This window comes from Gordonia sp. Swx-4, assembly GCF_030316175.1.
Taxonomy (GTDB): domain Bacteria; phylum Actinomycetota; class Actinomycetes; order Mycobacteriales; family Mycobacteriaceae; genus Gordonia; species Gordonia alkanivorans.
In genome coordinates, this window is the sequence record NZ_CP128197.1 from 2324182 (window position 1) to 2347516 (window position 23335).

The 23335-nt window shown below is 66.6% G+C and carries 22 protein-coding genes and 1 pseudogene; 16 read left to right on the plus strand and 7 right to left on the minus strand.

Translation table 11 applies throughout. From position 1 onward, the window contains the following. Positions 1–56: 56 nt before the first annotated feature. Positions 57–494 carry a VOC family protein gene (locus PWF70_RS10480; protein ID WP_035752321.1) on the plus strand — a complete coding sequence of 146 codons (438 nt, stop codon included), beginning with the start codon at positions 57–59 and terminating at the stop codon, positions 492–494. A gap of 25 nt (positions 495–519) precedes the next feature. Here the strand turns inward: PWF70_RS10480 and PWF70_RS10485 are convergent, their stop codons facing one another. Continuing rightward, positions 520–2178 (minus strand): alkaline phosphatase D family protein, encoded by a 1659-nt coding sequence (locus tag PWF70_RS10485; RefSeq protein WP_006357523.1) that lies wholly within the window; start codon positions 2176–2178, stop codon positions 520–522. Between the two features lie 70 nt (positions 2179–2248). On the opposite strand from PWF70_RS10485, the gene PWF70_RS10490 reads away from it, so the two are divergent. Next, the gene (locus PWF70_RS10490; RefSeq protein WP_040003991.1) at positions 2249–2932 is read left to right on the plus strand and encodes a DNA alkylation repair protein; all 684 of its coding nucleotides are present in this window, start codon (positions 2249–2251) and stop codon (positions 2930–2932) included. Between the two features lie 88 nt (positions 2933–3020). Beyond that, positions 3021–3518, plus strand: a complete 498-nt coding sequence (locus PWF70_RS10495) for a DUF2332 family protein (protein ID WP_230461929.1) — start codon at positions 3021–3023, stop codon at positions 3516–3518. A 14-nt stretch (positions 3519–3532) separates the two neighbouring features. On the opposite strand, the gene PWF70_RS10500 is transcribed toward PWF70_RS10495, so the two are convergent. Beyond that, complete coding sequence (locus PWF70_RS10500; protein ID WP_279957031.1) at positions 3533–4801, minus strand: MFS transporter; 1269 nt, start codon at positions 4799–4801, stop codon at positions 3533–3535. A 24-nt stretch (positions 4802–4825) separates the two neighbouring features. Between PWF70_RS10500 and PWF70_RS10505 the strand changes: the two genes are divergently transcribed. From PWF70_RS10505 to PWF70_RS10565, 13 genes are all read left to right on the plus strand, one after another. Then, positions 4826–5401, plus strand: coding sequence for a TetR/AcrR family transcriptional regulator (locus PWF70_RS10505; RefSeq protein WP_006357526.1), 576 nt, complete (start codon positions 4826–4828; stop codon positions 5399–5401). Between the two features lie 85 nt (positions 5402–5486). Further along, positions 5487–6800 carry an amidohydrolase family protein gene (locus tag PWF70_RS10510; RefSeq protein ID WP_006357527.1) on the plus strand — a complete coding sequence of 438 codons (1314 nt, stop codon included), beginning with the start codon at positions 5487–5489 and terminating at the stop codon, positions 6798–6800. 117 nt (positions 6801–6917) lie between these two features. Continuing rightward, complete coding sequence (locus tag PWF70_RS10515; RefSeq protein ID WP_040003987.1) at positions 6918–7883, plus strand: 2OG-Fe(II) oxygenase family protein; 966 nt, start codon at positions 6918–6920, stop codon at positions 7881–7883. 95 nt (positions 7884–7978) lie between these two features. Then, a complete protein-coding gene (locus tag PWF70_RS10520; RefSeq protein ID WP_279957033.1) occupies positions 7979–9049 on the plus strand; it encodes an ABC transporter substrate-binding protein in 1071 nt (356 codons plus the stop codon). Between the two features lie 2 nt (positions 9050–9051). Then, positions 9052–9882: an ABC transporter ATP-binding protein gene (locus PWF70_RS10525; RefSeq protein ID WP_279957034.1), complete on the plus strand. Its 831-nt coding sequence runs from the start codon at positions 9052–9054 to the stop codon at positions 9880–9882. Beyond that, positions 9879–10685 (plus strand): ABC transporter permease, encoded by an 807-nt coding sequence (locus PWF70_RS10530; protein ID WP_279957036.1) that lies wholly within the window; start codon positions 9879–9881, stop codon positions 10683–10685. The genes PWF70_RS10525 and PWF70_RS10530 overlap by 4 nt, the downstream gene beginning before the upstream one ends. Continuing rightward, complete coding sequence (locus tag PWF70_RS10535; RefSeq protein ID WP_006357532.1) at positions 10682–11461, plus strand: ABC transporter permease; 780 nt, start codon at positions 10682–10684, stop codon at positions 11459–11461. Before PWF70_RS10530 ends, PWF70_RS10535 begins: the two co-directional genes overlap by 4 nt. After that, positions 11458–12909: an aldehyde dehydrogenase family protein gene (locus PWF70_RS10540; RefSeq protein WP_006357533.1), complete on the plus strand. Its 1452-nt coding sequence runs from the start codon at positions 11458–11460 to the stop codon at positions 12907–12909. The genes PWF70_RS10535 and PWF70_RS10540 overlap by 4 nt, the downstream gene beginning before the upstream one ends. A 14-nt stretch (positions 12910–12923) precedes the next feature. Next, positions 12924–14294, plus strand: coding sequence for an allantoinase AllB (gene allB / locus PWF70_RS10545; RefSeq protein ID WP_006357534.1), 1371 nt, complete (start codon positions 12924–12926; stop codon positions 14292–14294). Beyond that, on the plus strand, positions 14295–15164 hold the full coding sequence (locus tag PWF70_RS10550) for a hypothetical protein (RefSeq protein WP_279957037.1): 870 nt from the start codon (positions 14295–14297) through the stop codon (positions 15162–15164). It abuts the gene before it with no gap. A gap of 3 nt (positions 15165–15167) precedes the next feature. Beyond that, positions 15168–15857 (plus strand): GntR family transcriptional regulator, encoded by a 690-nt coding sequence (locus tag PWF70_RS10555; protein WP_006357536.1) that lies wholly within the window; start codon positions 15168–15170, stop codon positions 15855–15857. Then, positions 15854–16324, plus strand: a complete 471-nt coding sequence (locus tag PWF70_RS10560) for an allophanate hydrolase-related protein (RefSeq protein WP_006357537.1) — start codon at positions 15854–15856, stop codon at positions 16322–16324. The genes PWF70_RS10555 and PWF70_RS10560 overlap by 4 nt, the downstream gene beginning before the upstream one ends. Further along, positions 16321–17988: a gamma-glutamyltransferase family protein gene (locus PWF70_RS10565; RefSeq protein WP_279957038.1), complete on the plus strand. Its 1668-nt coding sequence runs from the start codon at positions 16321–16323 to the stop codon at positions 17986–17988. The genes PWF70_RS10560 and PWF70_RS10565 overlap by 4 nt, the downstream gene beginning before the upstream one ends. 46 nt (positions 17989–18034) lie before the next feature. Here PWF70_RS10565 and PWF70_RS10570 read toward each other — a convergent pair. The 5 genes and pseudogenes from PWF70_RS10570 to PWF70_RS10590 all read right to left on the minus strand — a co-directional run. Beyond that, positions 18035–18611, minus strand: a pseudogene (locus PWF70_RS10570) (hypothetical protein); the annotation flags it as partial. A 77-nt stretch (positions 18612–18688) separates the two neighbouring features. After that, positions 18689–20047 (minus strand): NADP-specific glutamate dehydrogenase, encoded by a 1359-nt coding sequence (gdhA, locus tag PWF70_RS10575; protein WP_279957039.1) that lies wholly within the window; start codon positions 20045–20047, stop codon positions 18689–18691. Positions 20048–20783: 736 nt separating this feature from the next. Further along, a complete protein-coding gene (locus PWF70_RS10580; RefSeq protein ID WP_006357542.1) occupies positions 20784–21269 on the minus strand; it encodes a GreA/GreB family elongation factor in 486 nt (161 codons plus the stop codon). 45 nt (positions 21270–21314) lie between these two features. Next, on the minus strand, positions 21315–21680 hold the full coding sequence (locus tag PWF70_RS10585) for a hypothetical protein (RefSeq protein WP_006357543.1): 366 nt from the start codon (positions 21678–21680) through the stop codon (positions 21315–21317). A 397-nt stretch (positions 21681–22077) separates the two neighbouring features. After that, positions 22078–23316, minus strand: coding sequence for an IS256 family transposase (locus PWF70_RS10590; protein ID WP_068972296.1), 1239 nt, complete (start codon positions 23314–23316; stop codon positions 22078–22080). Positions 23317–23335 lie beyond the last annotated feature (19 nt).

Here is a 23335-nt window from a genome sequence, read left to right on the forward strand (position 1 = left end):
TGGGCTTCCTTGCGATGAGGACCGTGGCTGTCCTCGATGTAGGCCACAGTGGAGATATGACCAGAGAGATGCAGGTGACATTCGACTGTGCTGCTCCCGCGGCCCTTGCGGCGTTCTGGGCCGAGGTGCTCGGGTACCGGATCCAGGCGCCGCCCACGGGGTTCGACAGCTGGGACGCCGCGCTCGATGCGATGGGTGTCCCGCCGGAACGCAGGAACGACGCGTCTGCGGTCACCGACCCCGACGGTCGCGGTCCACGGATCTTCTTCCAGCGCGTGCCGGAAGGCAAGACAGCCAAGAACCGGGTACACCTCGACGTCCGGGCCGCATCCGGCCTGACCGGTGACGACCGCCTCGCCGCGCTCGAGGCGGAGTCGGCCCGCCTCGTGGTCCTGGGTGCAACTCGCGTTCGACGAGTTGAGCCGGAACCGCCTCTCGGTGCCGGGCACATCGTCATGCGTGATCCCGAGGGCAACGAATTCTGCCTGGACTGAGCGCATTTCGTAGCAGACGACGACGCTATGTCCCCACGCGGTCGACGGATTCGTCCGTCAGCGACATGTCGGCTGCGACGTGCAGCTTGCCGTCCAGGTCGGGCTGTTCGAACGTGACCCGCGCGTCCCGTCCGTCGACGATCAGGGAGGCGATGGTGTTACCGAACAGGGGGCCGAGCGCGTTGTGCCACGTGACGGGGAGTTGCGGCGCTCCGCGGGAACCGGCCCAGCGTCGGACGATCTTGGCAAGACGCGGCGACCAGCCGAGCCGGAACACGCCCTTCATGTACGGCGGTATGGCGTTGTGCACCGGTGAGCACACCAACTGATAGACCACCGCACCGGTGGTTTCGGCGAAATCCGCTCGCGCGGCATAACTGTGGTGGACGTCGCCCGACAGGACACTGATGGTCGCCGGACCGAGGGTTCGATCGCTGTTGCCGAGGCCGGCGACCCCACTGATCATCCGACTCAGCCGGGTGAAGGAATCGAAGAAGGCGGGCCAGTGCTCCAGGTCGGCACCCTGCCGGATCTTCTCGGCCAGCTGTCCGACCCGGCCGTCGTGGCGGGCCCCGATCTCGTTGAGCGTCTCGACGTCGCTGAGGACGGGCGGGAGCAGCCACGGCAACGACGACCCGAGCACCAGGTGGTCCACCGACTCGACGTCGTCGTTGACCTGGTCTTCGATCCAATCGAACTCGGTGTCACTCAACATCTTCCGGACGCCACCGGCGAGAATGCGGCCGTTACGTGAATCGATCATCGTCAGTCGCGTCGCGCCGAGATCCCACCGGAAGCTGAACCGGATCCCTTTGACGCCGTCGGTTTCGGAATCGGCGCGGTCGGCGAGATCGACCAGATGCGGCCAGCAGTCCCCGGCGATCTCCCTCACCTGGCGGTAGCCGTCGGAGGCGTCCAGTTCCGCGGGGGACAGGTTACCGAGGTGCTGATACACCCAGTACGACGCGAGTCCGGCGCGTATCCGGTCACGCCACCAGGGTTGGTCGTCCATCTGCCGGCGCCAGGTGTCCGAGGTGTTCCAGTCGTCGCGGATGTCGTGGTCGTCGAAGATCATCGCGGTCGGGACGGTGGACAGGATCCAGCGTATCTCCGGGTCGCCCCAGGTGTGCCGGTAGAGACCCTCGTACTCCTGGAAGCTCACCACCTCGTCAGACGGACCGGCGGTCGAGGTCCTGGTCGACTCGAGCTTCTCCTTGACCTGCGGCGTCAGTTCGTCGGCGTAGACCTGATCGCCGAGGAGGATGAGGGTGTCGGGCCATTCGTCGACGGGCAGGTGGCGCATGCGGACCGCATAACAGTCCAGTGCGTCGAGTCCGAGTTTTTCGTCGACCTTCGGGTCCTCCGCCTTGGGGTAGCGGCACGACCCGAAGACGAGCCGGTGATGGCGGGCGCTTTCGGGTCCGCGCGTCCGAATGATGCTGGGCGGAAAGTCGGAATCCGGCAGTGGCCATTCCCGAGAACCGTCGACGAACACCTCGTATTCAGTCGTGGTGTCCGGCGTCAGACCGGTGACCTCGACGAGCGCGTAGTGATTTCCGACGACCTCGAAGGTGTGCGAGCGGCTGCCGAGGACCTCCACCTCCGCGGGTCCGTCCGTCTGGACCCAGACCAGCGCGGATGTCTCGTCGACGTGCCGAAGGATCGGACCCAGTACCAACGCCATCCGCCCAGACTAGGCCCGTGGAACGGTGTCCGTGGGCCGATAACCTATCTGGGTGGAGACCGGAGACGTCGTGACCGAAACCGCCGACACCGAGGCTGCCGTCGCCCGGGTACTCGCGGAACTCGCCGAACTCGAGGACCCGAAGATCCGCGCGGTCAACGAGAGGCACGGAGACGACCACGGCGTCAATCTGACCAAGCTGCGGGCCGTCGCCAAACGTCTGAAGACCCAGCACGACCTCGCTTCGGCGTTGTGGGCTACCGGTGACACGGCCGCTCGACTGGTCGCAGTGCTCATCTGCCGACCGAAGGCCTTCGACGTCGCGCAGCTCGACACGATGGTGCGCGAGGCCGGTCGCCCGAAGGTGCACGACTGGCTCGTCGGTTACGTCGTGAAGAAGAACCCGCACAGGGAAGAACTGCGCGTCGCGTGGATGGACGACGCGGACGAGGCCGCGCGCAGCGCCGGCTGGGTCCTCACCACCGAACGGGTGGCCAAGAAGCCCGACGGACTCGACCTCGTCGGGCTTCTCGACATCATCGAATCGGAGATGCGGGACGCCCCGGACCGCCTGCAGTGGGCGATGAACACCTGTTTGGCGACGATCGGCATCGAACACCCCGGATACCGGGCGCGCGCCATCTCCATCGGTGAGCGCCTGAGGGTCCTCGAGGACTACCCCACGTCACCCGGATGTATCTCACCGTTCGCGCCCACCTGGATCACCGAGATGATAAAGCGACAGCAGGCGTGAGCGTCATGCGTCGGTGTACTGCACGGCGACGTCGAGGATCGCTGTCGGTCTGTGCGCTTCGCTCGCGCGATTCGATGCCGATGTCGAGGTGATCGGCCCGAAAGAGCTGCGGACGGCCTTCGCGACGCTGGCGGAGCGGTCGGCACGAGCGTCCGGGGGAGTCGCGTCAGATGGGGCTCTCCCTGATGGTCTCGGTGAAGCACTCAGATCACACCGGGCGGTACGCGGTCCTCTATCCCGCGATCGCCGAGGCGGCCCGACGCTGCGCCGCCGAGCGCGTAGGGCTGATCTCGACGACGAGCTCGATCACGCAGAATCATCTCCACCGCAACAGATTTCGGGAGATCCGATCATGACGCTGTCGGATGCGGTCTCGTGTGTCCCGGATCGGGCGCTGCCTCTGGTCATCACCGCCTGGTCGCTGTCGGGGTTCTCGCCGGAGAGACGACGCCGATTCGTGCATGCGTTGGAGGAGCTCTCCTCGGCGAGAGGACTGCCTGGGTGTCGGTCGAAGGGGTCGGGGTCGCGCCCACCATTCCGGCCCTCGGGGATCGTCCGGCGTCTGGGCACAGCATCATCGGGCTGACCGTGTTCGAGCCGTCAACCACATTGCCGCGCTTCGATGTCGCCGGCGACGCGGTCGGCCGGTGCTGGTCCCGCGGACGGTTCATGTCCTGGTTCGCCTGAGTGGTCCGCGCGGTCCGCGGGCACCCGGTGACCGGTGCGGTCGAGTGCGGACACGGCGATGGACGCACTCGACAACACCGCGGCCACGACGAAGGCGAGCCCGTAACCCGCGGCGGTGATAGTGGCACCGAGGGCGATGGCACCCACTGCCTGCCCGAACATCAACGCGATGAACAGGAGTGCGGTACCCGCAGCCGATCGTGCCGCATCGATGGTCGAGGTCCAGGCGATGAGCGCGGATGTCGCCGAGGTGAAACCCCACCCGAAGAAGAGGCAGCCGACGAGCGTGACCGCCATCTGTCCCGGAGCAGCGGCGACCAGGAGAATCCCGACCGTCATCGTTCCGCAGCTGAGTGTCCACGCCGAGGTCGCCGACCACCTCGCCAACGGTGTGGCGGTGAGAGCCACTGCGGCGCCGCCGATTCCGATCATGATCCACGCGATGATCGTGCCACGTTGGGATGATCCGCCGGTGTCGACGAGGATCGCACGGCCGTACGTCCACATGGCGCTCGACGCCCCGCCCAGCAGAACCGCGATGGTCAGTGCGGTGCCGTGGCGGCGGATCCACCCGACGGACAGGGCGTGCGACTGCTCGTCCTGGACGGCGGAACCCGGCTGGTCGGTGATGAGGAGGGCGACCGCGATGACCGCGGTGACCACGCCGATGATCGCCCAGGTCAGTCGCCATTCGGGTAGGAAGGCGAGTGCCAGCGCCCCGGCGCCGACGAGTCCGGGTCCGGTGCCGGAGTTGACCATCGACTGCGCCCGGTCCACGCGATTCGCGGCGATGTTGCGCCGGACGACGCTCACCATAGCGGGCGACGCCAGGCCTGCTCCCGCAGAACTGATCACGGCGAAGAGTCCGAAGGTGAGCAGGTCCCCGGCGGCGGCCATGCCCCAGACCCCACCCGCCGCGGTGGCTGTGGCGACGACGATCAAGACCCGAGGATTTCGGCGTCCGTAGCGGAACCCGCACAACGCCGCGAGGCAGTAGACCAGCGACGACCCCGAGGAGATATACCCCGCACGGGCCGAATCGAGAGCCAGGTCCGCCTGGATGTCGGGTAGGAACAGCCCGTATGCGAGTCGCACCAGCCCGTAGGTCGCCGCGATGAAAGCTGTGCCGGCCACGATGACCGATGGCTCACGACCGAGACCAAACGAAAACGTGCGTTTCATATTTTCGAGTCGAGGCTGATTGCCATGCCGATGCGCAAGAGCTCCGAGGAGAAACTGCTCGACGCAGTTGATGACCTGGTGTTCTCGCGCGGAATCGAATCGACGCCCGTCGACGCCATCCTCGCGCGGGCGGGCGTGTCGGCGGCGACCCTGTACCGCGGCTACCGCAGCAAAGAGGCGCTGGTCGCAGCCTCCCTCGCACGACGACACGAGCGCTGGCGCCAGACGTGGGGGAGTCTCATCGCGGCTGCGCCCGACGCCGAGGGCCGGTTGCTGGCCATCTTCGACGCCATCGACGAGTTCGCCGCCCGACCCGACGGCGCGCGGTGGTGCGCGTTCCTGGGAACCGCTGCCGAGATGTCCGACCCGCCGCCCGAGATCGCCGACGCGGTCACGCGCGACACCGACCACATGCGACAGACCCTCCGCGAGCTCGCCGCGCAACTGCCGTGCGCGAATCCCCACCACCTGGCCGAGCAGATCCTCGTCGTGGTCACCGGCGAACTCGCGATGAGACTGCGTGACCGGCCCTTACGGAAGTCGACACTCGGCCGGGGGATCGCGGTGACACTCATCGCGGTCGCGTGTGACTCGTCGTAGCGTCCGAGTTGCCCGCTTTCGGGTTTGCATACAAGCTGTGCCTGCGGACTGATCGGAGTCCGACACTTCCAACGAGGAGACGCGTATGCGGCCGACCGGGGACACGGCGACTGTGGTGGTGGACGCGATGGTCACCGGGCTCGGGAGTGCGCCGATCGGGCTCGGGAGTGCGCCGATCGGACTCACGGGATCGGACGGCGGGTGGGCGATCGGGATCGAGGACGGTCGGGTCGTCTCGATCGACACCGTCCCGGCACGGCCGGGACGCTGTGACGTGGCGCTGCCCACCTTGGCGAATGCCCATGATCACGGGCGCGGTGACGGCACGCAGTTGCTCGGTGCGCGCGATGCCCGCCTCGACCCTTGGATCGCGGATTTCCTCGCACTCACCCCCGGTGACTCGCAGTACGACAACGTCTTCGGCTCGTCGGAACGCATGCGCGATGCCGGGGTGGGTTCGGTCAACATCTGTCTCAATCCGACAACCGATGATCTCGCGCACGAGGTCCGCGAGGCTGCACGCGCCGTGCGTGCAGTCGGTGTGCGCGCCTGTATCGGGGTGCCGTTGACATCGTTGTCCGCCGGGGCCATGCGGGAGGGGCGGGGCAGGAATGCGCGAGCACGCGCCCATGCCGAACGCGAACTGGACCGGATCGACGAACTGGCGGCGGAGATCGAGGGCCCGGATCTCGCACTGGTCTATCACCCGGTCGGTCCGCAGTGGGTCGACGAAGATGCCCTTGCCGCCTGCGCCGACCGCAGTGCTGCGACGGGACGTGTCATGCACATGCATCTCCTCGAAACCGAGGCGCAGCGGCAGTGGGCCGACCGCACATATCCAGACGGGATCGTCCGAGCGCTCGACGACCTGGGATTCCTCACCGCGCAAACGGTTCTCGCGCACGGGGTGCATCTCAGGCCGGATGAGATGGAACTGATCGCGCGGCGCGGGAGCACCGTCGTCGTCAACGCCGCCTCCAACTTCCGGCTGGCGTCGGGGATTCCCGACGTCGACGCCATGACCACCGCCGGAGTACGCGTGGCCATCGGTATGGACGGGATGACCCTCGAGGACGACGCCGACATGTGGCGGGAGCTGCGGCTGGTTCGCGGGCTCTGGCAGGGGTTGCGCCGCGACACGGTCGGAGCGCGCGAGGTGCTCGGGCCCGCGACCGTCGGGGCGGCGGCGTCGTTCGGTGCCGCAGCCCCCGAACCGTTGCAGGTCGGCGCCCTGGCCGACTTCGTCGTACACGACCTGACCCGGTGGGCCGAGGTGATCCGGCACCCGCGGTGGGGCAGCGCGGAGGTCGCCCTGTCCGGCGCAAGAGGGTCAACCGTCCGCGAGATGTGGTGCCGTGGAGTGCAACTCGTCGACAAGGGGCGCCGTCGCGGCGACTGAGTCAGGTGTGTTTCGCGATGTCTACCGTCGCGAAACACGACGGCAATACTTCGCCAAGACTATGTATGCACATTCGTATACAAACTTGGATACAGAACTCGGAAGGGTTTGATCGCCGTGGGAATACAGCTCTTCGATCTTGCCGAACTCGGTGAGGCGACGACGTCGGGAGACGCCGGTCTCCTCGCCCGATTCGACGAGGTCTGCCGCGACGTGGGCGCATTCGCAATGACCGGTCTGACCTTGCCGGACGGACTGATCGATCGGGTCCACGCGGCAACCCTCGAGTTCTTCTCACTGCCGTACGAGGCGAAGGTGGGCCTCCAGTCGGCCGACGGGGACCAGTTCGTGGGCTGGAAGGGCTCCAACAACGTCAACGAGTTCGGCTTCCAGGACCACAAGGAGATGTTCCACATCGGGCCTCGGGTGGACGGAACGCTGGCCGGACCCGACGCCGACGGTGTGGTCCCCGCGTGGTCCGACGACCACGGCGTCGAATGCCCCCTATGGCCGGACCGATTGCCGGCGTTCCGGCAGACCTGGCACGAGTACTTCCGCGTGATGCAGGAGAACGCAACCACTCTGGGCCTCGCCATGGCCGCCGCGCTCGGCGTCGGACAGTCCGCATGGATGGAACTCATCGAGGACAACTGGGCCGATCTCGCCGCCAACTACTATCCGCCGGCGACCGCCGGATCGGGTGGGGTGCGTAACGCCATCCACTCCGACCTCACGATGTTCACGATCCTCTACCAGGACGCGGGCGGCGGAGGCGGCCTTCGTATGCAGACCCGGGCCGGCGAGTGGCTCGACGTTCCGCCCCGCGACGACGTGTTCCTGGTGAACGTCGGTGAACTGCTGACCTACCTCACCGACGGTCGCTGGTGGGCGGTCCCGCATGAGGTGAGCGAAGCCGATCTGAGTGCTCCCGGTGCCGACACCCCGCGTATCTCCATCCCGTTCTTCTACCGCCCCAACGACGCGTACACCATCGCACCCCTTCTCGGCGACGCAGCTTCGGAACCGCTCCGCGTCGGCGAATGGGTGCGCAATCGAAAGCTGCTCACCCGCAAGGCGGATTGACGAGTCGGAGTCGCCTCGCACCGTTCACATCCCGACCCATCCACATCCCGATCTCCACCGTGCGCGCATGCGCACGGCCGTCGCAGGAGTACTCAATGACCCAACTTCCCAATCCTCGTCTCTCCCGTCGCACGATGCTGCAGGGCCTGCTCGGCGCGGGCGCACTGCTCGGTAGCGGCCCGCTCCTCGCGGCCTGCGCGAGCGGAAGCACCGGTACGTCGACGACCGCGGCCAACGGAGCGAAACTCGACACCGTTGTCGCACAGCTCGGTTGGAAGAAGCTCAGCCAGTTCGGCGGGCACTTCGCCGCGATCAAGATGGGCTACTTCACCGATAACGGCATCGACGCACAATTCCTTGCCGGCGGACCCAACATCGACCCGGTGGCCGTGGTCGCCAACAAGCAAGCCGACATCGGTGACGACAACGGATCGGGAATCCTGCTCTCGCGCAGCAAGGGAATCCCGGTGACCGCGTTCGCGACCATCTATCAGCAGACCCCGAACGCACTCATGTCGCTCAAGAGCAATCCGGTCACCTCACTGCAGGAGATGGTGGGCAAGAAAGTAGGCGTCCCGAACACGGAGAAGGTCCTGATCGAGGCGATGCTGAAGAAGGCCGGGGTCGACCCGGGCTCGGTGTCCATCGTCCCCGTCGGCACCGACCCGTCGATCCTCACCTCGGGTCAGGTCGACGGCTACATCGGATACGGTACGCAGCAGGGTGTTTCGCTCGAACAGTCCGGCGTGCCGGTCAACGTCGTCTACTTCAGCGAACTGGGCGACCCCGACTACGGCAACGCGCAGTTCGCCCTCGCGGACACCATCGCGGACAAGGGCGACGTGCTGAGCCGGTGGCTGAAGGCCGACATCGCCGGCTGGGAGTACTTCGTCGAGCACCCGGAAGAGATCGCCCAGTACACCTGGGATCAGTACCACAAGGAGACCGGCGCCGCGATCGAGGACGAGAAGGTCGCCGCCCAGGCGGCGGTCCCGCTGATCACCTCCGGCGCGGCCGCCGACCACGGCCTCATGTGGATCGAACCCGCGGCCTTCAAGTCGGTGTACGAACTGTACGAGACCGCCGGGAAGATCACGTCGCCAGTCGATCTCGACGCCGTGATGACCCAGTCCCTGCTGCAGGCGGCCCACGGGTCTGGAGCCTGATCATGACGTCCGGAGGAGTGGCACAGGACGCGGCGGAACTGGCCGACGAGCCGCATCGGTCCACCATCGATCGCCGGGTCGGCCTCGCGGTCGACAAGGTGACCTACGGGTATCCGGGGCGCCGCGGCGAGCTGACGCCGGCGGTCGACGACGTGAGCATGAAGCTGGAGCGCGGCGAACTCGGCGTCCTTCTGGGACCGTCCGGCTGTGGAAAGTCGACGCTCCTGCGTCTGGTCGCCGACCTTGTTCAGCCGACGTCGGGGACCATCACATTCGACGGCGCGACCATGCAGAACATGCGTGAGGAACGGCGAATCGGCTTCGCGTTCCAGGATCCGGGTCTGCTGAGCTGGCGAAGTGTCCGCCGCAACATCGAGCTGCCGTTCAACCTGTCGGGCCTGCCGAAGGACTCGTCGTGGGTCGACCACCTGCTCGAGATCACCCACCTGACGGAGTGGGCCGGCCACCGGCCCGGGCAACTGTCGGGAGGGATGCGGCAACGGGTCGCCCTCGCACGTGCACTGGCGACCCGGCCCGACGTGTTGCTCCTCGACGAACCCTTCGGCGCACTCGACGAGATCACCAGGGCCGAACTCAATTTCGAGCTGCTCGACATCATCGGTCAGACCGGGACGACCTGTCTGCTGGTGACGCACTCCGTGGAGGAGGCGACTCTTCTGGGTGACGAGGTACTGGTTCTGAGTCCACGTCCGTGCCGGATTCGTTCCCGGTACCGAATCGACGTGGCCCGTGAGGACCGTCGTGGTTTCCGGGACACCGTGGACTTCGCCGGACACTGCAGCAGGCTCCGCGCAGATCTGGGTCTGCGATGACCGCAGCCGTTCTCGACATCGCGATGACCGGCAAGAGGGCACGAAGCCGGCAGGTCGGCGGGCTCCGTGACACGGCCATCGTCGTGGGCATGGTCGCGTTCGTACCGGTTGCGTGGTGGGCCGTGGCCGCGACCGGTGTGCTCGGGCCTGGTTTCATCGGTCCCGGGGAAGCCGTGAAGGCTCTGATCGAACAATGGGACATCGTCTGGTACAACGCATTACCCACAGTGAGTGCGGCCGTCACGGGTGCGCTCATCCTGGTCGCGATGATGGCCGTCGGGCTTTTCGTCGCCGGCGTGCTGTCCTCGGTGACACCATGGTTCGTCGCGCTGAGCGTGGTGGTCGGCAGCGTGCCGCTCATCAGCCTGACCCCGGCCCTGTCGCTCTTCTTCAGCCGGGGAACGGCACTCATCACCACCGTGGTCGTCCTTGCCGGGCTCGTCCCGGTGGCGGCCACCCTCGCGGCCTGTGCGCGGGTGTCGCAGCAGGGCTATGAGGAGCTCGGCGCGCTGTACGAGGCCGGTCGTCTGACCTGGTGGACGAATGTCGGTTTCTGGCGGTCGATTCCGTCGATCGGAGTCGGTCTCCGCACCATGCTGCCGGCCTGCTTCGTCGGTGCGATCGTGGCCGAGTGGTCGGGTGCCGCCGGTGAACGTGGGCTCGGGAGTCTGATGGCCAACGCGCTCTTCAGCTATCAGATCGACCTGTTGTGGGCGACGCTGATGCTGGCCGCCGTGGTCTCGCTCGTGCTGTTGGCCGTCGTCTCGCTGTTGATGGCCCCGTTGGAACGGGCGGTGCGATGAACAAGGAACAGCCCTGGTGGGTGAACGTCGTCTGTGCGGTGGCGGTTCTGGGGTTCGTGGGCGTGGTCTGGCAAGGAGTGATCTGGGCCCAGGACATACCCGCCTACAGCGTCCCGACACCGGCGATGACGATGCAGGCGCTGATCGACGACTTCCCGATAATCGCGGGTCGCTGCGCGCTGACCCTGCGTGACGCCGCTGCCGGGCTCGTCGTCTCGACGGTGCTGGCGATGGTGCTCGCGGTCCTGGTGTCGCGGTGGACGGTGCTCACCAGGCCGATCACGGGCTACGCGTTGATCATTCGCACGCTGCCGATCGTAGGGGTGGCGCCGCTGGTCACGCTGGTGGCCGGCCGCGGGGTCATGGCCACCGTCATCTGTGTGGTGATCGTGACGGTGTTCACCCTGTTCGTCGCGATCCTGGAGAGCATGCGAGCCCTTCCTCCAGCGGTCACCGACCTCTCGGTGTTGTACGACACCGGGTTCGTCCGGAAGACCGCGTACGCCTGGGTTCCCGCCGCAGTCGGCGGAATCGTCATGGGGCTCAGGATCTCCGGTCCGATGGCGATCGTCGCGGCGATCCTCGCGGAATGGCTGTCGGGTCACGACGGGATCGGGAGCCTGATGACGACGGCGCAGGCCAATCGTGAGGTGACCATGCTGTGGGCGGCAACGGTGGCGGCCGCGGTCGTGGGGCTGATCGCCTACATGATGCCCGGCGCGCTGGTCGGTCTCGCGCGCAGGTTCGGATTCGTAATGGAGGTGTCGGCAGGTTGAGTACAGGAACGATCACAGGGCATTTCGTGGACGGCGAGATGATCGCCGGTGCGGTGTCGGACGCCATCGAGGTGGTGAATCCGTCGACCGGTGAGGTCATCGGCCATGCGGCGGAGGCCTCTTCACATGTCGTCGACCATGCGGTTCGGGCCGCGTCCCGGGCCGGGCGGGACTGGGCCACCACCGCCGTGGCGGAGCGCGCCGAGTACCTGACCAAGTGGGGTGAGAAGCTCGCCGCCGAAGCCGATGCCCTCGTCGACCTCACCGTGGACGAACTGGGCCTGCCACCGGCGGTGGCGCGGAACACACAGGTGAACCGCGCGATCGATAGTCTGAAACACCTGCCGGAGATGGCCGAGACGATCCTCGGTCAGCAGCGGGAAGTCGGCAACTCGCTGGTCGTGCGCGAACCGGCCGGAGTGGTTGCAGCGATCACGGCGTGGAACTTCCCGCTGAACATGCTCGTCTCGAAGCTGGCTTCCGCGGTCATCATGGGCAACACCGTCGTCGTCAAACCGTCGGAGATCAAGCCGCTGGCGGCGTGGCGCGCGGTGGAACTGTTGGCCGAGTTGGAGTTTCCGCGCGGCGTCGTCAACGTGGTCGGTGGTCGCGGTCCGACCGTGGGTGCGGCTCTCGTGGACCAGACCGCGGTCGACGTCATCAGCTTCACAGGGAGCCGGGACGTGGGCAAGGCCATCGTGGCGGTCTCGTCCCGGACGCTGACCCGGTGTGTGCTCGAACTCGGCGGCAAGAACGCGGCAGTGATCCTCCCGTCCGCCGACCTCGACGAGGCGTTGCCCGCTGTGATCGCGAGTTGCTTCTTCAACAACGGGCAGGTCTGCGGTGCGCAGACGAGGCTCGTCGTCGAACGGTCCCGACTCGCCGAGGTCGAAGAGCGGATCGCGTCGATCGTCGGTGCGGTGGTGACGGGCCCGGCGCGTGCGTCGGGAATTACGCTCGGTCCGGTGGTGAGTGCCGCGCAGCATCGTCGGGTGTCGGAGTTCATCGCGTACGGGGAACAGTCCGGGCTCCGAGTGGTCGCCGGTGGATCGGGCCGGCCCGCGGGGGTCCCCGACGCCGGATTCTTCGTGCGGCCCACCGTCTTCAGCGAGGTCCCGCCAGATCATCGCCTTGCCAACGAGGAGATCTTCGGGCCGGTCCTCGTCATCCAGGTCTGTGACGGAGTCGAGGAGATGATCGAGCTCGCGAACGCGACCCGCTACGGGCTGACTGCCTCGGTGTGGGCCGGCGACGTCGACGAGGCGATCCGCGTCGCACGGCGTATCCAGGCGGGTCAGGTCGTGGTCAACGGCGGGCCGTTCAACCTGCACGCACCCATCGGAGGCTTCAAGGAATCGGGCATCGGACGTGAGCACGGGCTCGAAGGACTCGCGGAGCTGTCGGAGGTCAAGTCGATCCACCGTCCGCTGACGCAGAACACGAAGTGAGAGGAACGAGAGACATGGCCGGCCAATCACCCGAGATCGTCGTCCGCGGCGGAACCGTCGTCACCCCTGATGGGCGGTTCGACGCGGACCTGGGTATCCGTGACGGACGAATCTGTGAGGTGGGTACCGCGGTTCCGCCGGCGCCCACCGAGATCGACGCGCGCGGACTGCTCGTCCTCCCGGGCCTCGTCGACGCACACGTGCACTTCCGGGATCCGGGCATGACCTACAAGGAGGACTTCGGCAGTGGGTCCCGGGCGGCCGCGGTCGGAGGCGTGACGACGGTGTTCGACATGCCCAACACCGTGCCGCCGGTGTCGACCGCGCAGATCCATGCCGACAAGATCGCCACCGTGGCGCCGAAGGCTCACGTGGACTTCGGGATCTACGGGATGCTGGGGCAGGCGAACGCGGACGAGATCGCCGGTTTCGCGGCTCAGGGCGCGCCGGGACTCAAACTGTTCATGGGGCAGACGACCGGTGACAACCCGTGCCCCGACGACGGGGCGATCTACGCCGGTCTCGTCGAGGCCGCCAAGGCGGGGCTCGTCGTCGGTGTGCACGCGGAGAACAACCCGCTCCTGCAGCAGCTCGCCCGCGAGTTGCGCGCCCAGGGCCGGACCGACACGAGGGCTCATCTCGAGAGCAGGCCCGACGTCGTGGAGGTCGAGGCGGTCACCCGCATCATCACCCTCGCCGGGGCCGCCGGCGTCCAGCTGCACATCCATCATCTGTCGACCGAGGCGGGACTGGCCCGGGTCCGGCTGATGCGTGCGCTCGGGCACCGCGTGTCGGTGGAAACCCTGGTCGGACATCTGCTGCTCGACGACGAGGCATACGAGGAGTTCGGCAACCTCGTGAAGCTCAACCCGCCGATCCGTCCGCGCGAGAACGTCGACGCGCTGTGGGCCGGCGTGACCGCGGGAGAAGTGGACATCATCGCCACCGATCACGCACCCCATTCGGTCGAGGAACAGGGGGCCGCGGACGTGTGGTGCGCCCATGGTGGATGGATCGGCGTGGAGACGATGCTGCCGCTGCTGCTGACGCAGGCCGCGGAGGGACGGCTCTCGGTCAGCGACATCGTTCGTCTCTGCAGCGCCACGCCGGCCAAACTGTGGCACATCGACGATCGCAAGGGGCATCTGGGAATCGGTGGCGACGCCGACTTCGTCCTCGTCGACGAACACGCCGCCGGAACCGTGGTCCAGCAGAAACTTCACTCGATGCACCCGATCACACCGTTCGACGGATGGTCCACGGTAGGTGCGGTTCGCGCGACGTACCTGCGCGGATCTCTCATCGCCGCCGACGGTGAACCGGTCGGCACACCGAGTGGACGCCAGGTCACACCAATCCGGCACCGAGATCAGCTAGGGGTATAGATGAGCATCATCGGAAAGACAGACGTGGTCGCCGAGGCCGTGGCCGCCTGCCTGGAGAACGAACTGAGTGTGGCTGTCGTGAAGTCGAATGTCGCACGCACAGTTGACGTTCTGGCTCTCGGTACCACCGCTGGTCGCGCCGCCAAGTCGCAGATGCTCGACGCGGCGCTGGCCGGGCAGAACCTGAGCATCGCCACGACCGACGTCACAACCGTTCCGGGCGAGGCGTTCGTCGAGCCGACGTGGGATCTGGGCCTGGTGCTCAGCCCCTTCAAAGCCGAAGTAGGGGCCCATGCCAACAGGCTGACTCCGTCGGCCGCACGGACCGGAATCGTCGACACGCTGCTTCGGACCAGCACCGGCGTCGTCGGCCTGAACTCCAACTCGTGGGCGCTCGCCGCCGCCGGTGAGGTGCTGCTCCGCGGACTCGATCGTCCCCGGATCCTCGTGCTCGGGACAGGCGGGACGACCCACTCGGCGCTGCTCGGACTCGCGAGGGCGCATCCGGATGCGGAGCTGTTCGTCAGCGGGCGCCGCCCCGAGGCGACCTGCCGACTCGCCGAACGGTACGGCGTCACCGCCGTCGCACCCGCGGACACCGCCGAGGTGGAGCCGTCGGTGGTGATCAACGCGACCACTTGGGGTGAGACCGATGAATCGGAGGCGTCGCCCTTCGGTTTTCCGGCAGGGGAGCTCTTCGCACCCGGACGTATCCTGTTCGACCTCAACAACCGGCACAGTGCGTTGCAGATTCAGGCACTGGCGGCGGGCTGTGCTGTGATGTCAGGGACTTTGATGCAACGGATCACGCATGCCTGCCGGGCGGCCGGCGCAGCGTGGGCGCTCGACCAGCAGGCGAAAGGGGAGTGAGGCATGGTCAGCGGCGGTGACGACGAGGTCCTGTCCGCCAACGCCCGGGTCTACCGGTATCTCCGTCAGGCGATCATCTGCGGGAAGATCGCGGCCGGAACGCGGATCATCGAAGAGCAGATCGCGGAGAACCTCGCGGTCAGTAGAACCCCGGTTCGGGAGGCGCTCCAGCGTCTTCGCAGTGAGGGGCTGCTGGTCCGTATCCGACGCGGCCAGCTCGAGGTCGTCCGGATCGACGAGGCCGAGCGCAACGAACTGCACATGCTTCGGGTCGCCGTCGACGAGGTGGTGGCACGGTTGTTGACCCGGAAGGCCGACACCGTCGAGTGGGACAAGCTCTATTCGCTCCTTGAACCTCTCGGCGAAGCCGCGACCGTGCACGGCATCCGATCGCCCGAGTATTCCTTGGCGCACCTCGACCTCCACACAGCGATCAACGAGGCCGCATTCACCCGTGCCCGCGGGGTGGCCCTCGGCGGCAGTCCGGGCGCCTATCAGACCGACGACTACGTCCAGCAGGACGGCTACGAGCCCGTGGCCCAGCACCGAACCCTGCTCGATGATCTCAGCAGTGGTGACGAGAATCGGGCGGTCACCGCCATGTACACCCATGCGCTTCGTGGCCGGCCGTCGCAGGACGGCACGGACCTACGCAACATCGAGCTCGCTTTTCGCGAAGGACGGACCTCATGACCGACGACCTCACGCCACTCGGCAACCTGATGCCGGGACCGGGTCAGACAGTGCGGATGTTCGTCAACGGACAGGCCATGCGCGGCGGCGAGATCCACGACGCATTCGCCGGTACCGCGACGTTCCTGGGCGAGGTGTCCACCGCACCCGATTACGCCTTCTTCTCCTGCCGGGACGAGTTTCCGGGCCTGTACCCCGTCGAGGTCGGCGGATGGTCCGTGCCGGGAGAGCTCTACGCCGTCGACTACGAGGTGCTGCGGAGCCGACTGTTACCCGCTGAGCCGGTCGAGCTGGAACTGGGCGTCATCCGGCTGCAGGACGGATCAGGAGCCCTGGCCATGAAGTATCGGGACGTCGTACTGGAAGATCCGGAACGGAACGGGCTCGCGGTGATCACCCCCGGTACCGGCTGGCGTATCCATCTCGGGTCGCGCGCGCAGCAGGCCGTGGAGAACCACGCACCATGACGGAGGCGTCCGCGGCGGTCACCTCGGATACCACGACCGGCCAGACCTCGGCTGTCGCCGGCGCGTACGCGGTGTCGACCCCTCACGCGGCCGCGTCCGAGGCGGCTGTCGATGTGCTGGCCAAGGGTGGCAACGCCGTCGACGCGGCCGTCGCCGCTGCCGCCGTCTGCGTTGTCGTGCAACCATTTTCGAGCAGCCTCGCCGGCGTCGGATGGGCTACGGTGCACGACGCGGCCACCGGCCTGACCGAAGTGCTCGAGTGCTGTGGAACGGTCCCGCTGGGTCTCGATCCCGCCGCGCTGCCCGTCGATGACACCGGCATGTGCGATGTGGCGGAACTGGAGAGGACCCGGCGACTGCTCCTCGCCGGTCTGACACCGGCGCTGGCGATCGGCTGGGCAGAGCTCGTCGCGCGGAAAGGTACCTGGCCGGTGGATCGCGTCCTGACGTACGCGATCGAACTCGCTGCTGAGGGCTGCACGGTGTCGCCGTTGCTCGGCGCGATGCTGTCCAAGTTCGTCGATCGCCTCGAGAGATGGCCGTCGAGTAGGTCGGTGTTCTTCCGCGACGGCAAGCCGCTCGCCGCCGGTGATCTGCTCGTGCAGAGCGATCTCGCCGACACGCTGACCCGCCTGTCCGATAACGGACCTGACGAGTTCCGCACCGGCACGACCGCTGAGGCGGTCGCACGCTTCTACACCGACAACGGCGGCGTGGTGGGCGCCGATGACCTGAGAGGGCAATGCCCACAATGGCATCCGGCGCTCACGACCTCGTACCGCGGCTGGGAGATCCACGCTGCGCCGGGGCCACTCGGTGACGTGTCGTTCGCCTCGGGTCTGAACGTGCTCGAGCAATGGCCTCCTTTCAGGTCGCCGGACGACCCGGAGTACGTCCATGTGAGCGTCGAGTCGGCGAAACTCGTTGCCCGGGAACGCGCCCGGTACATCGGCGACCGAACCCCTCCAGAGACGGTGGCCTGGCTCCTCGATGAGTCGCACACCGAGTCGCTCCGTTCGCAGATATCCGACCGGGCGAAGCCGATCGCCGCCGACCTCTCCGCCGGCGACACGATCACCCTGTGTGTCGTCGACGCCGCGGGCAACGCGGTCAACCTGATGCAGACGGTCGGTGGGATCTTCGGGACCGGAGCGGTCGTGCCCGGCACCGGGATGCTGACCAACACCAGTGCGTCGTTCAGCTACCCACGCAACCGCGGGTTCAACGACATCCGGCCCGGTGGCAAGTTGGAGCAGAACCCGTGCCTGCCCGTGGTGTTCGACGCGGACGGAAAGGTGCGACTGGTGGTCGGGAGCCCCGGGGGAAAGACCCGGGTGGAGACGGTTCGGCAGATGCTGGTGAACGTGCTCGATTTCGGGATGACGTTGGACGACGCGGTGAACGCGCCGAGGTTCTTGCGTGGTTCCGACGGGCGGAGTGTTCTCTTCGAGGCGGCGACCCCACCGTCAGACAGGCTCGTCGCCGCACTTCGGTCGCGCGGTCACGAGGTCGTGATGTCCGACGACACCTTCGGTACAGGTCAGGCCGTCGAGGTCGATCCGGTGTCCGGACTTCGACGGGGAGGGGCCGACCGCCGGCTCGAGTCGGTGGCCTTGGCCGGCTCGGTGCCCGACCGAGATGGTGACCTACTGCGGAGTGAGTAGGCGGCGGCATACCGCAGTCCTGGTACGACGGGTCCGCCGTTCGTGCTCAGTCGAAGTACGACGCGTACTCGCTGTAGGGCACTTGACCGTTGGGGCTGGCCTTGATCGCAGCGGCCACCGCCGGCGGGATGGGTGCCCAGTAGGCGGGCATCGCGGCGGCGAGTGACGGCTTGACGACGTAGAGCAGTGCGAAGTTCACAATCCAGAGCGGCGGCGCCATCGACATGCCGACGGTACTGGTCACGCTGGCCTTGGTGTTGGTCACCAACTGTGCGGCGCCCGACATCTGTTCTGCGACAAAGCCGAACGGGACCTCGATCGTGTAGGCCGACCGGTAGAGCGTCAGCAGGGTGTCGGTCGCCCCGTTGTCGCGCAGCCACGTGCCGACGTACCCGCCGGGGGGCGATCAGCGAATTGACTTGTCGCGTAGGCGCACTCGCGTTCGCGGGACTCTGCAGCATGCCCTGTTTGTTCACGTACAGGCCGTAGCTTCCGACAACGGAGTTGCCGAACATCGGGCGACCGGTGGTGTTGGTCAAGATGATCAGGCAGGCGTCGATGATCTTCGCGGCGTCACGGCTGCCGCCGATCCCGCCACCGCTCAAGAAGGCTCGGTATTGCTGAGGGTCCGCTGAAAGCCGTATGACGTCGTACCCGGAAACCGGGCACAACGTCATACGGATTCAGAGCGGGTGGCGGCTCAGATCAGACCGAGAGCCAGCATCGCATCGGCCACCTGGGTGAAGCCCGCGATGTTCGCGCCCATCACGTAGTTGCCGGGAGCGCCGTACTCCTCGGCGGTGTGCAGGCAGTGATCGTGGATGGAGGTCATGATCTCGGAGAGGCGCTCCTCGGTGTAGCCGAAGCTCCACGAGTCGCGAGATGCATTCTGCTGCATCTCGAGTGCGCTCGTGGCCACGCCGCCGGCGTTCGCCGCCTTACCGGGCGCGAAGCTGACGCCCGCTTCGCCGAAGGTGCGTACGGCCTCGGGGGTGCAGGGCATGTTCGCGCCCTCGGCGACGATGCGGACCCCGTTCTTGACCAGCTGTGCGGCGTCGGCGCCGTTCAGTTCGTTCTGCGTCGCGCACGGGATCGCGATGTCTGTGGGCACGTTCCACAGCGAGCCTTTGGTGACGAACCGCGCCGAGGGGCGGGCGTTCACGTAGTCGCCGATGCGACCCCGCTGGACGTTCTTGATCTCCTTGAGGAGTTCCAGGTCGATGCCCGCTTCGTCGACGACGTAACCGCTCGAGTCCGAGCAGGCGACGACGCGGCCACCGAGCTGCTGGATCTTCTCGATGGCATAGATGGCGACGTTCCCCGAGCCGGACACGACAACCGTCTTGCCGTCGAGTTTGTCGTCCACTGCGGCGAGCATGTCGCGAACGAAGAAGACCGCGCCGTAGCCGGTGGCCTCGGTGCGCACCTGCGACCCGCCCCAGGCGAGTCCCTTGCCGGTCAGGACACCGGACTCGTATCGGTTGGTGATGCGCTTGTACTGGCCGAACAGGTAACCGATCTCGCGGCCGCCCACGCCGATGTCACCGGCGGGAACGTCGGTGTACTCACCGATGTGGCGGTAGAGCTCGGTCATGAAGGACTGGCAGAACCGCATGATCTCGAGATCCGACTTGCCCTTGGGGTCGAAGTCCGAGCCACCCTTGCCGCCACCGATCGGCAGGCCGGTCAGTGCGTTCTTGAAGATCTGCTCGAAGCCGAGGAACTTGACCACGCCGAGGTAGACGCTGGGGTGGAAGCGGAGGCCGCCCTTGTAGGGGCCGAGCGCCGAGTTGAACTCGACGCGGAATCCGCGGTTGACCTGTACCTGGTTCTGGTCGTCGATCCACGGCACGCGGAAGATGATCTGCCGCTCCGGTTCGGTCAGACGCTTGATGATGCCGGCGTCGGCGTAGTGCGGGTGCTTGGCCAGGACGGGTCCGAGGCTGTCGAAGACCTCACGAACGGCCTGATGGAACTCGGCCTCCCCGGGATTGCGGGTAATCACCTGTTCGTACAGATCGCTGATCTTCTCGTCGAGCACGACCACGGTGGCCACCACTTCCTTTTCGATTTCTCCAGGGAACGCCGGTGCACCCTGAACCGGGTCACCACCCCGCAGCCTATCGAGCGGCAGGAAGTATCTATAAATCCACTCGGCGCCGCGCCCAGGCGACGATCGCCGGGAAGTTCTCGGGGGCGCAATCCGACGCGCTCGTCACAAGATAGAAAGCCGAGGTCAGAGCGTTTCCATTGACGGCGGCCTCGTAGCCTGCGACACGCGCGACGTGTCGGGCACGCTCTCGTGCGACCTCGGTCTCACCCGGTGTTGATGCCTCGGCGACCACGAGCAAACCGAGCCTGCGGGCGTTGGACGCGGCAGTCAGCACGGCGTCTGTCAGTTCGTCCTCCTGCCGCCGTTCGAGCCGACGGCCACGCCAGTCCCACCATCTGCGCCGCGGCCGTGGCGCGCGACCCAGCACGGCGATGCACGACCTCGCCCCGACCGGTATGCGCCGCGCCGGGACAGGGTCGTAGCGGTCATCGCGAACCCCCGGGCCATCGAACCCGAGGTCCACGACCTCGATGCTCAACCCGTGGTTGCGGAGGGTTCGGCACAGCCTGGTGGTCAACGCGCCCGGTCGTCCGATGACGAGGACATCGGCAGTCGCCGTCGGGTTCCGAGTCGGAAGCGCGGACGGCCGAAGGTCGCTCGACGAGACCTCTGCCGGTCGTGCGCCGGCCCTCATCGGGGCGCCGCCGGACGGGCGCGACCGCGAGCACACGGCCACGCTGCGTCAGAGAAGCTCGATCCGGTGGTCTTTCACCGCTACCGTGCTCTCCTGCCCGTTGGGCAGCCGATAGGTCCGAACATCGCCGACGTCGGCGCCCAGCACCGCACGTCCGAGCGGTGAGTCGGGTGAACAGACGTCCATCCCCACCAGGGCATACTGCTCCGGAGGTCCCACCAGGAAGGTGGTGACGTCGGTCGGATCGTCATCGAAGACGACCGTGACGACCGAGCCGACCTGCACCGTGCCGTCCGCTGCCGGTTCGGCGTCTGCCGTGGACAGGGCGGCATACAGCTGTGCGAGATGCCGGTCGAGGGTCTCGAGGCGCGCCAGGGCGCGGTGGTAGGCGTCGTTGTTGTCCAGATCGCCGGCGGCGCGGTGATCGAGGACCTCGGCACTGACGACGGCTCGATCGCGGATCTCGGCGGCCAGTTCGCGCTCCAGCAGATGTCGGGTCAGGCGGGCCCTCGGGGCAGGTGTTGCGGTGGTCATCGTTGCTTCCTCTGCTTCAGTGGCAAGAGAGTGTTGACGTCCCGGTCAGGACGTCGCGATCAGGGGCCTCGCGCGGAGCTCGAGCATCGGATGGCGTGCCGCGATCTCCGCACGCGCGATGTGGTCCAGGTCGGTGCTGAGGGTCAGAATCCAGGGCACCGACTCGGCTGCCCCGCCCGCGGGCGATCCGACCCCCGAACTCGAGTCCCACGGATCGAGCTCGAGATCGCCGAGAATGTCCCGCGACAGGCTTTCCAACTTCGATGCGGTGAGCCGGCCCGACGGATCCGCGAACGCGAAACAGGCGTCCTTGCCCACCGGCACGCCGAAGTCGTCGACATCGTTTTCCCGATGCCACTGCCGGCGCAGGAGCAGAGAGTCGGAATCCTCGACGACAAGCGAAGACTTCACCGATTTCGGAAAAGCGTTGAATGCGCGCGACGACGCCTGGTCGAGAAATTTCCTCACCCGACTCTTCGATGCGCAGACTCGGATACGACATTCCATGACAACCGCTTGCACGGCGACTCTCCCTTTCACTGAAAACCGGCCTGTCGGGCCGGTGTCACGGACTCTAGCCGAAAAAAATATAAAAGCCAGTCGGCGCCGACCCAGGGCGAACGGTCTGTGAGATCTGCTGTTCAGCAGCAGATTCGGCGACTGGACTTTTATTTTTTCTGGGCTATGGTCCACGGAGGTGAGTGGGTGCCCAACCCCACTTCATCATTCATGTCGACAGCGCCCCGTGGGGTGGTGGACTTCGGATCGGCGTGTGCCACGCGTTGTGATCAACGAGTCGTGATGGATGTTAGGCGATTTGGCGTGGCGCGTCGACCTGTTGGGCGGCCTGGTGTTTGGCGGCGATAACCTTGCGCAGCTCGGCCATGCTGATGTCGGAGAGGTAGCGGCGGGTGACTTGCCATTCGTCGTGGGCTTCGATCACGACCGCGGTGGCCAGCCGGAGAAACGCCGGCGGGTTGGGGAAGATCTCCACGACATCGGCGCGGCGCTTGATTTCCTTGTTCAGCCGCTCAATTGGATTGTTCGACCAGATCTTCTGCCAGTGCGCCTTCGGGAACGCCGTGAACGCGAGCACGTCGGGTTTGGCCTCAGCCATCATCGCCGCCACTTTCGGGAACGATGCTTCGAGGGTGTCGGCGACCTGGTCCCACTGTGCGGCGACCTCGGCCGGTTCGGTGTGGGCGAAGATCGTTTTGACCGCAGCGGTCACCACCGGCGCTTGTTTGGTCGAGACCGCGCCATGCAGGTTCCGCATGAAATGCACCCGGCAGCGCTGCCACGCTGATCCGGTAAACTGCTGGGCCACTGCCGTTTTCAACCCTGCATGGGCATCGGAGATCACCAGATGCACCCCTGAGAGTCCTCGGGCTTTGAGTGAGGCGAGGAACTCACGCCAGAACTCGAAGGATTCCGAATCACCGACTGCAGTGCCGAGCACCTCACGAGTTCCGTCCATCGACACCCCGGTGGCCACGACAAGGGCTTGGGAGACGACGTGGGCGCCGACTCGCACTTTGCAGAAGGTGGCATCGGCGAACACATAGGGGAACTCGGTGTGGGTCAGAGGCCGTTCCCGGAACGCCGAGATTTCTTTGTCGAGGCCGGCGCAGATACGGGACACCTCGGACTTGGAGATCCCGGCCGAGACGCCGAGGGCGTTGACGAGGTCATCGACGCTGCGGGTGGACACACCGTGTACGTAGGCTTCCATCACCACCGCGTGCAGGGCTTTGTCGATGCGGCGGCGTCGTTCGAGCAGGCTGGGGAAGAATGACCCGGACCGGAGCTTGGGGATCTTGACTTCCACATCGCCCGAGGTCGTCGATACGGTCTTAGTTCGGTGGCCGTTGCGGTGGGTGGCGCGTTCCGCGGAACGCTCATACCGGCCGGCGCCGATCTTTTCGGTGGCCTCGGCCTCGATCAGTGCTTGCAGGCCAGCTCGGATCAACTCGGCGAACACCGCCCCGGAATCGGCGGAGGTGAGTGCATCGAGCTGGGCGAGCAAGGCAGAATGGTCCTGGGTCATCGTGTGGTGTGTCCTTCTG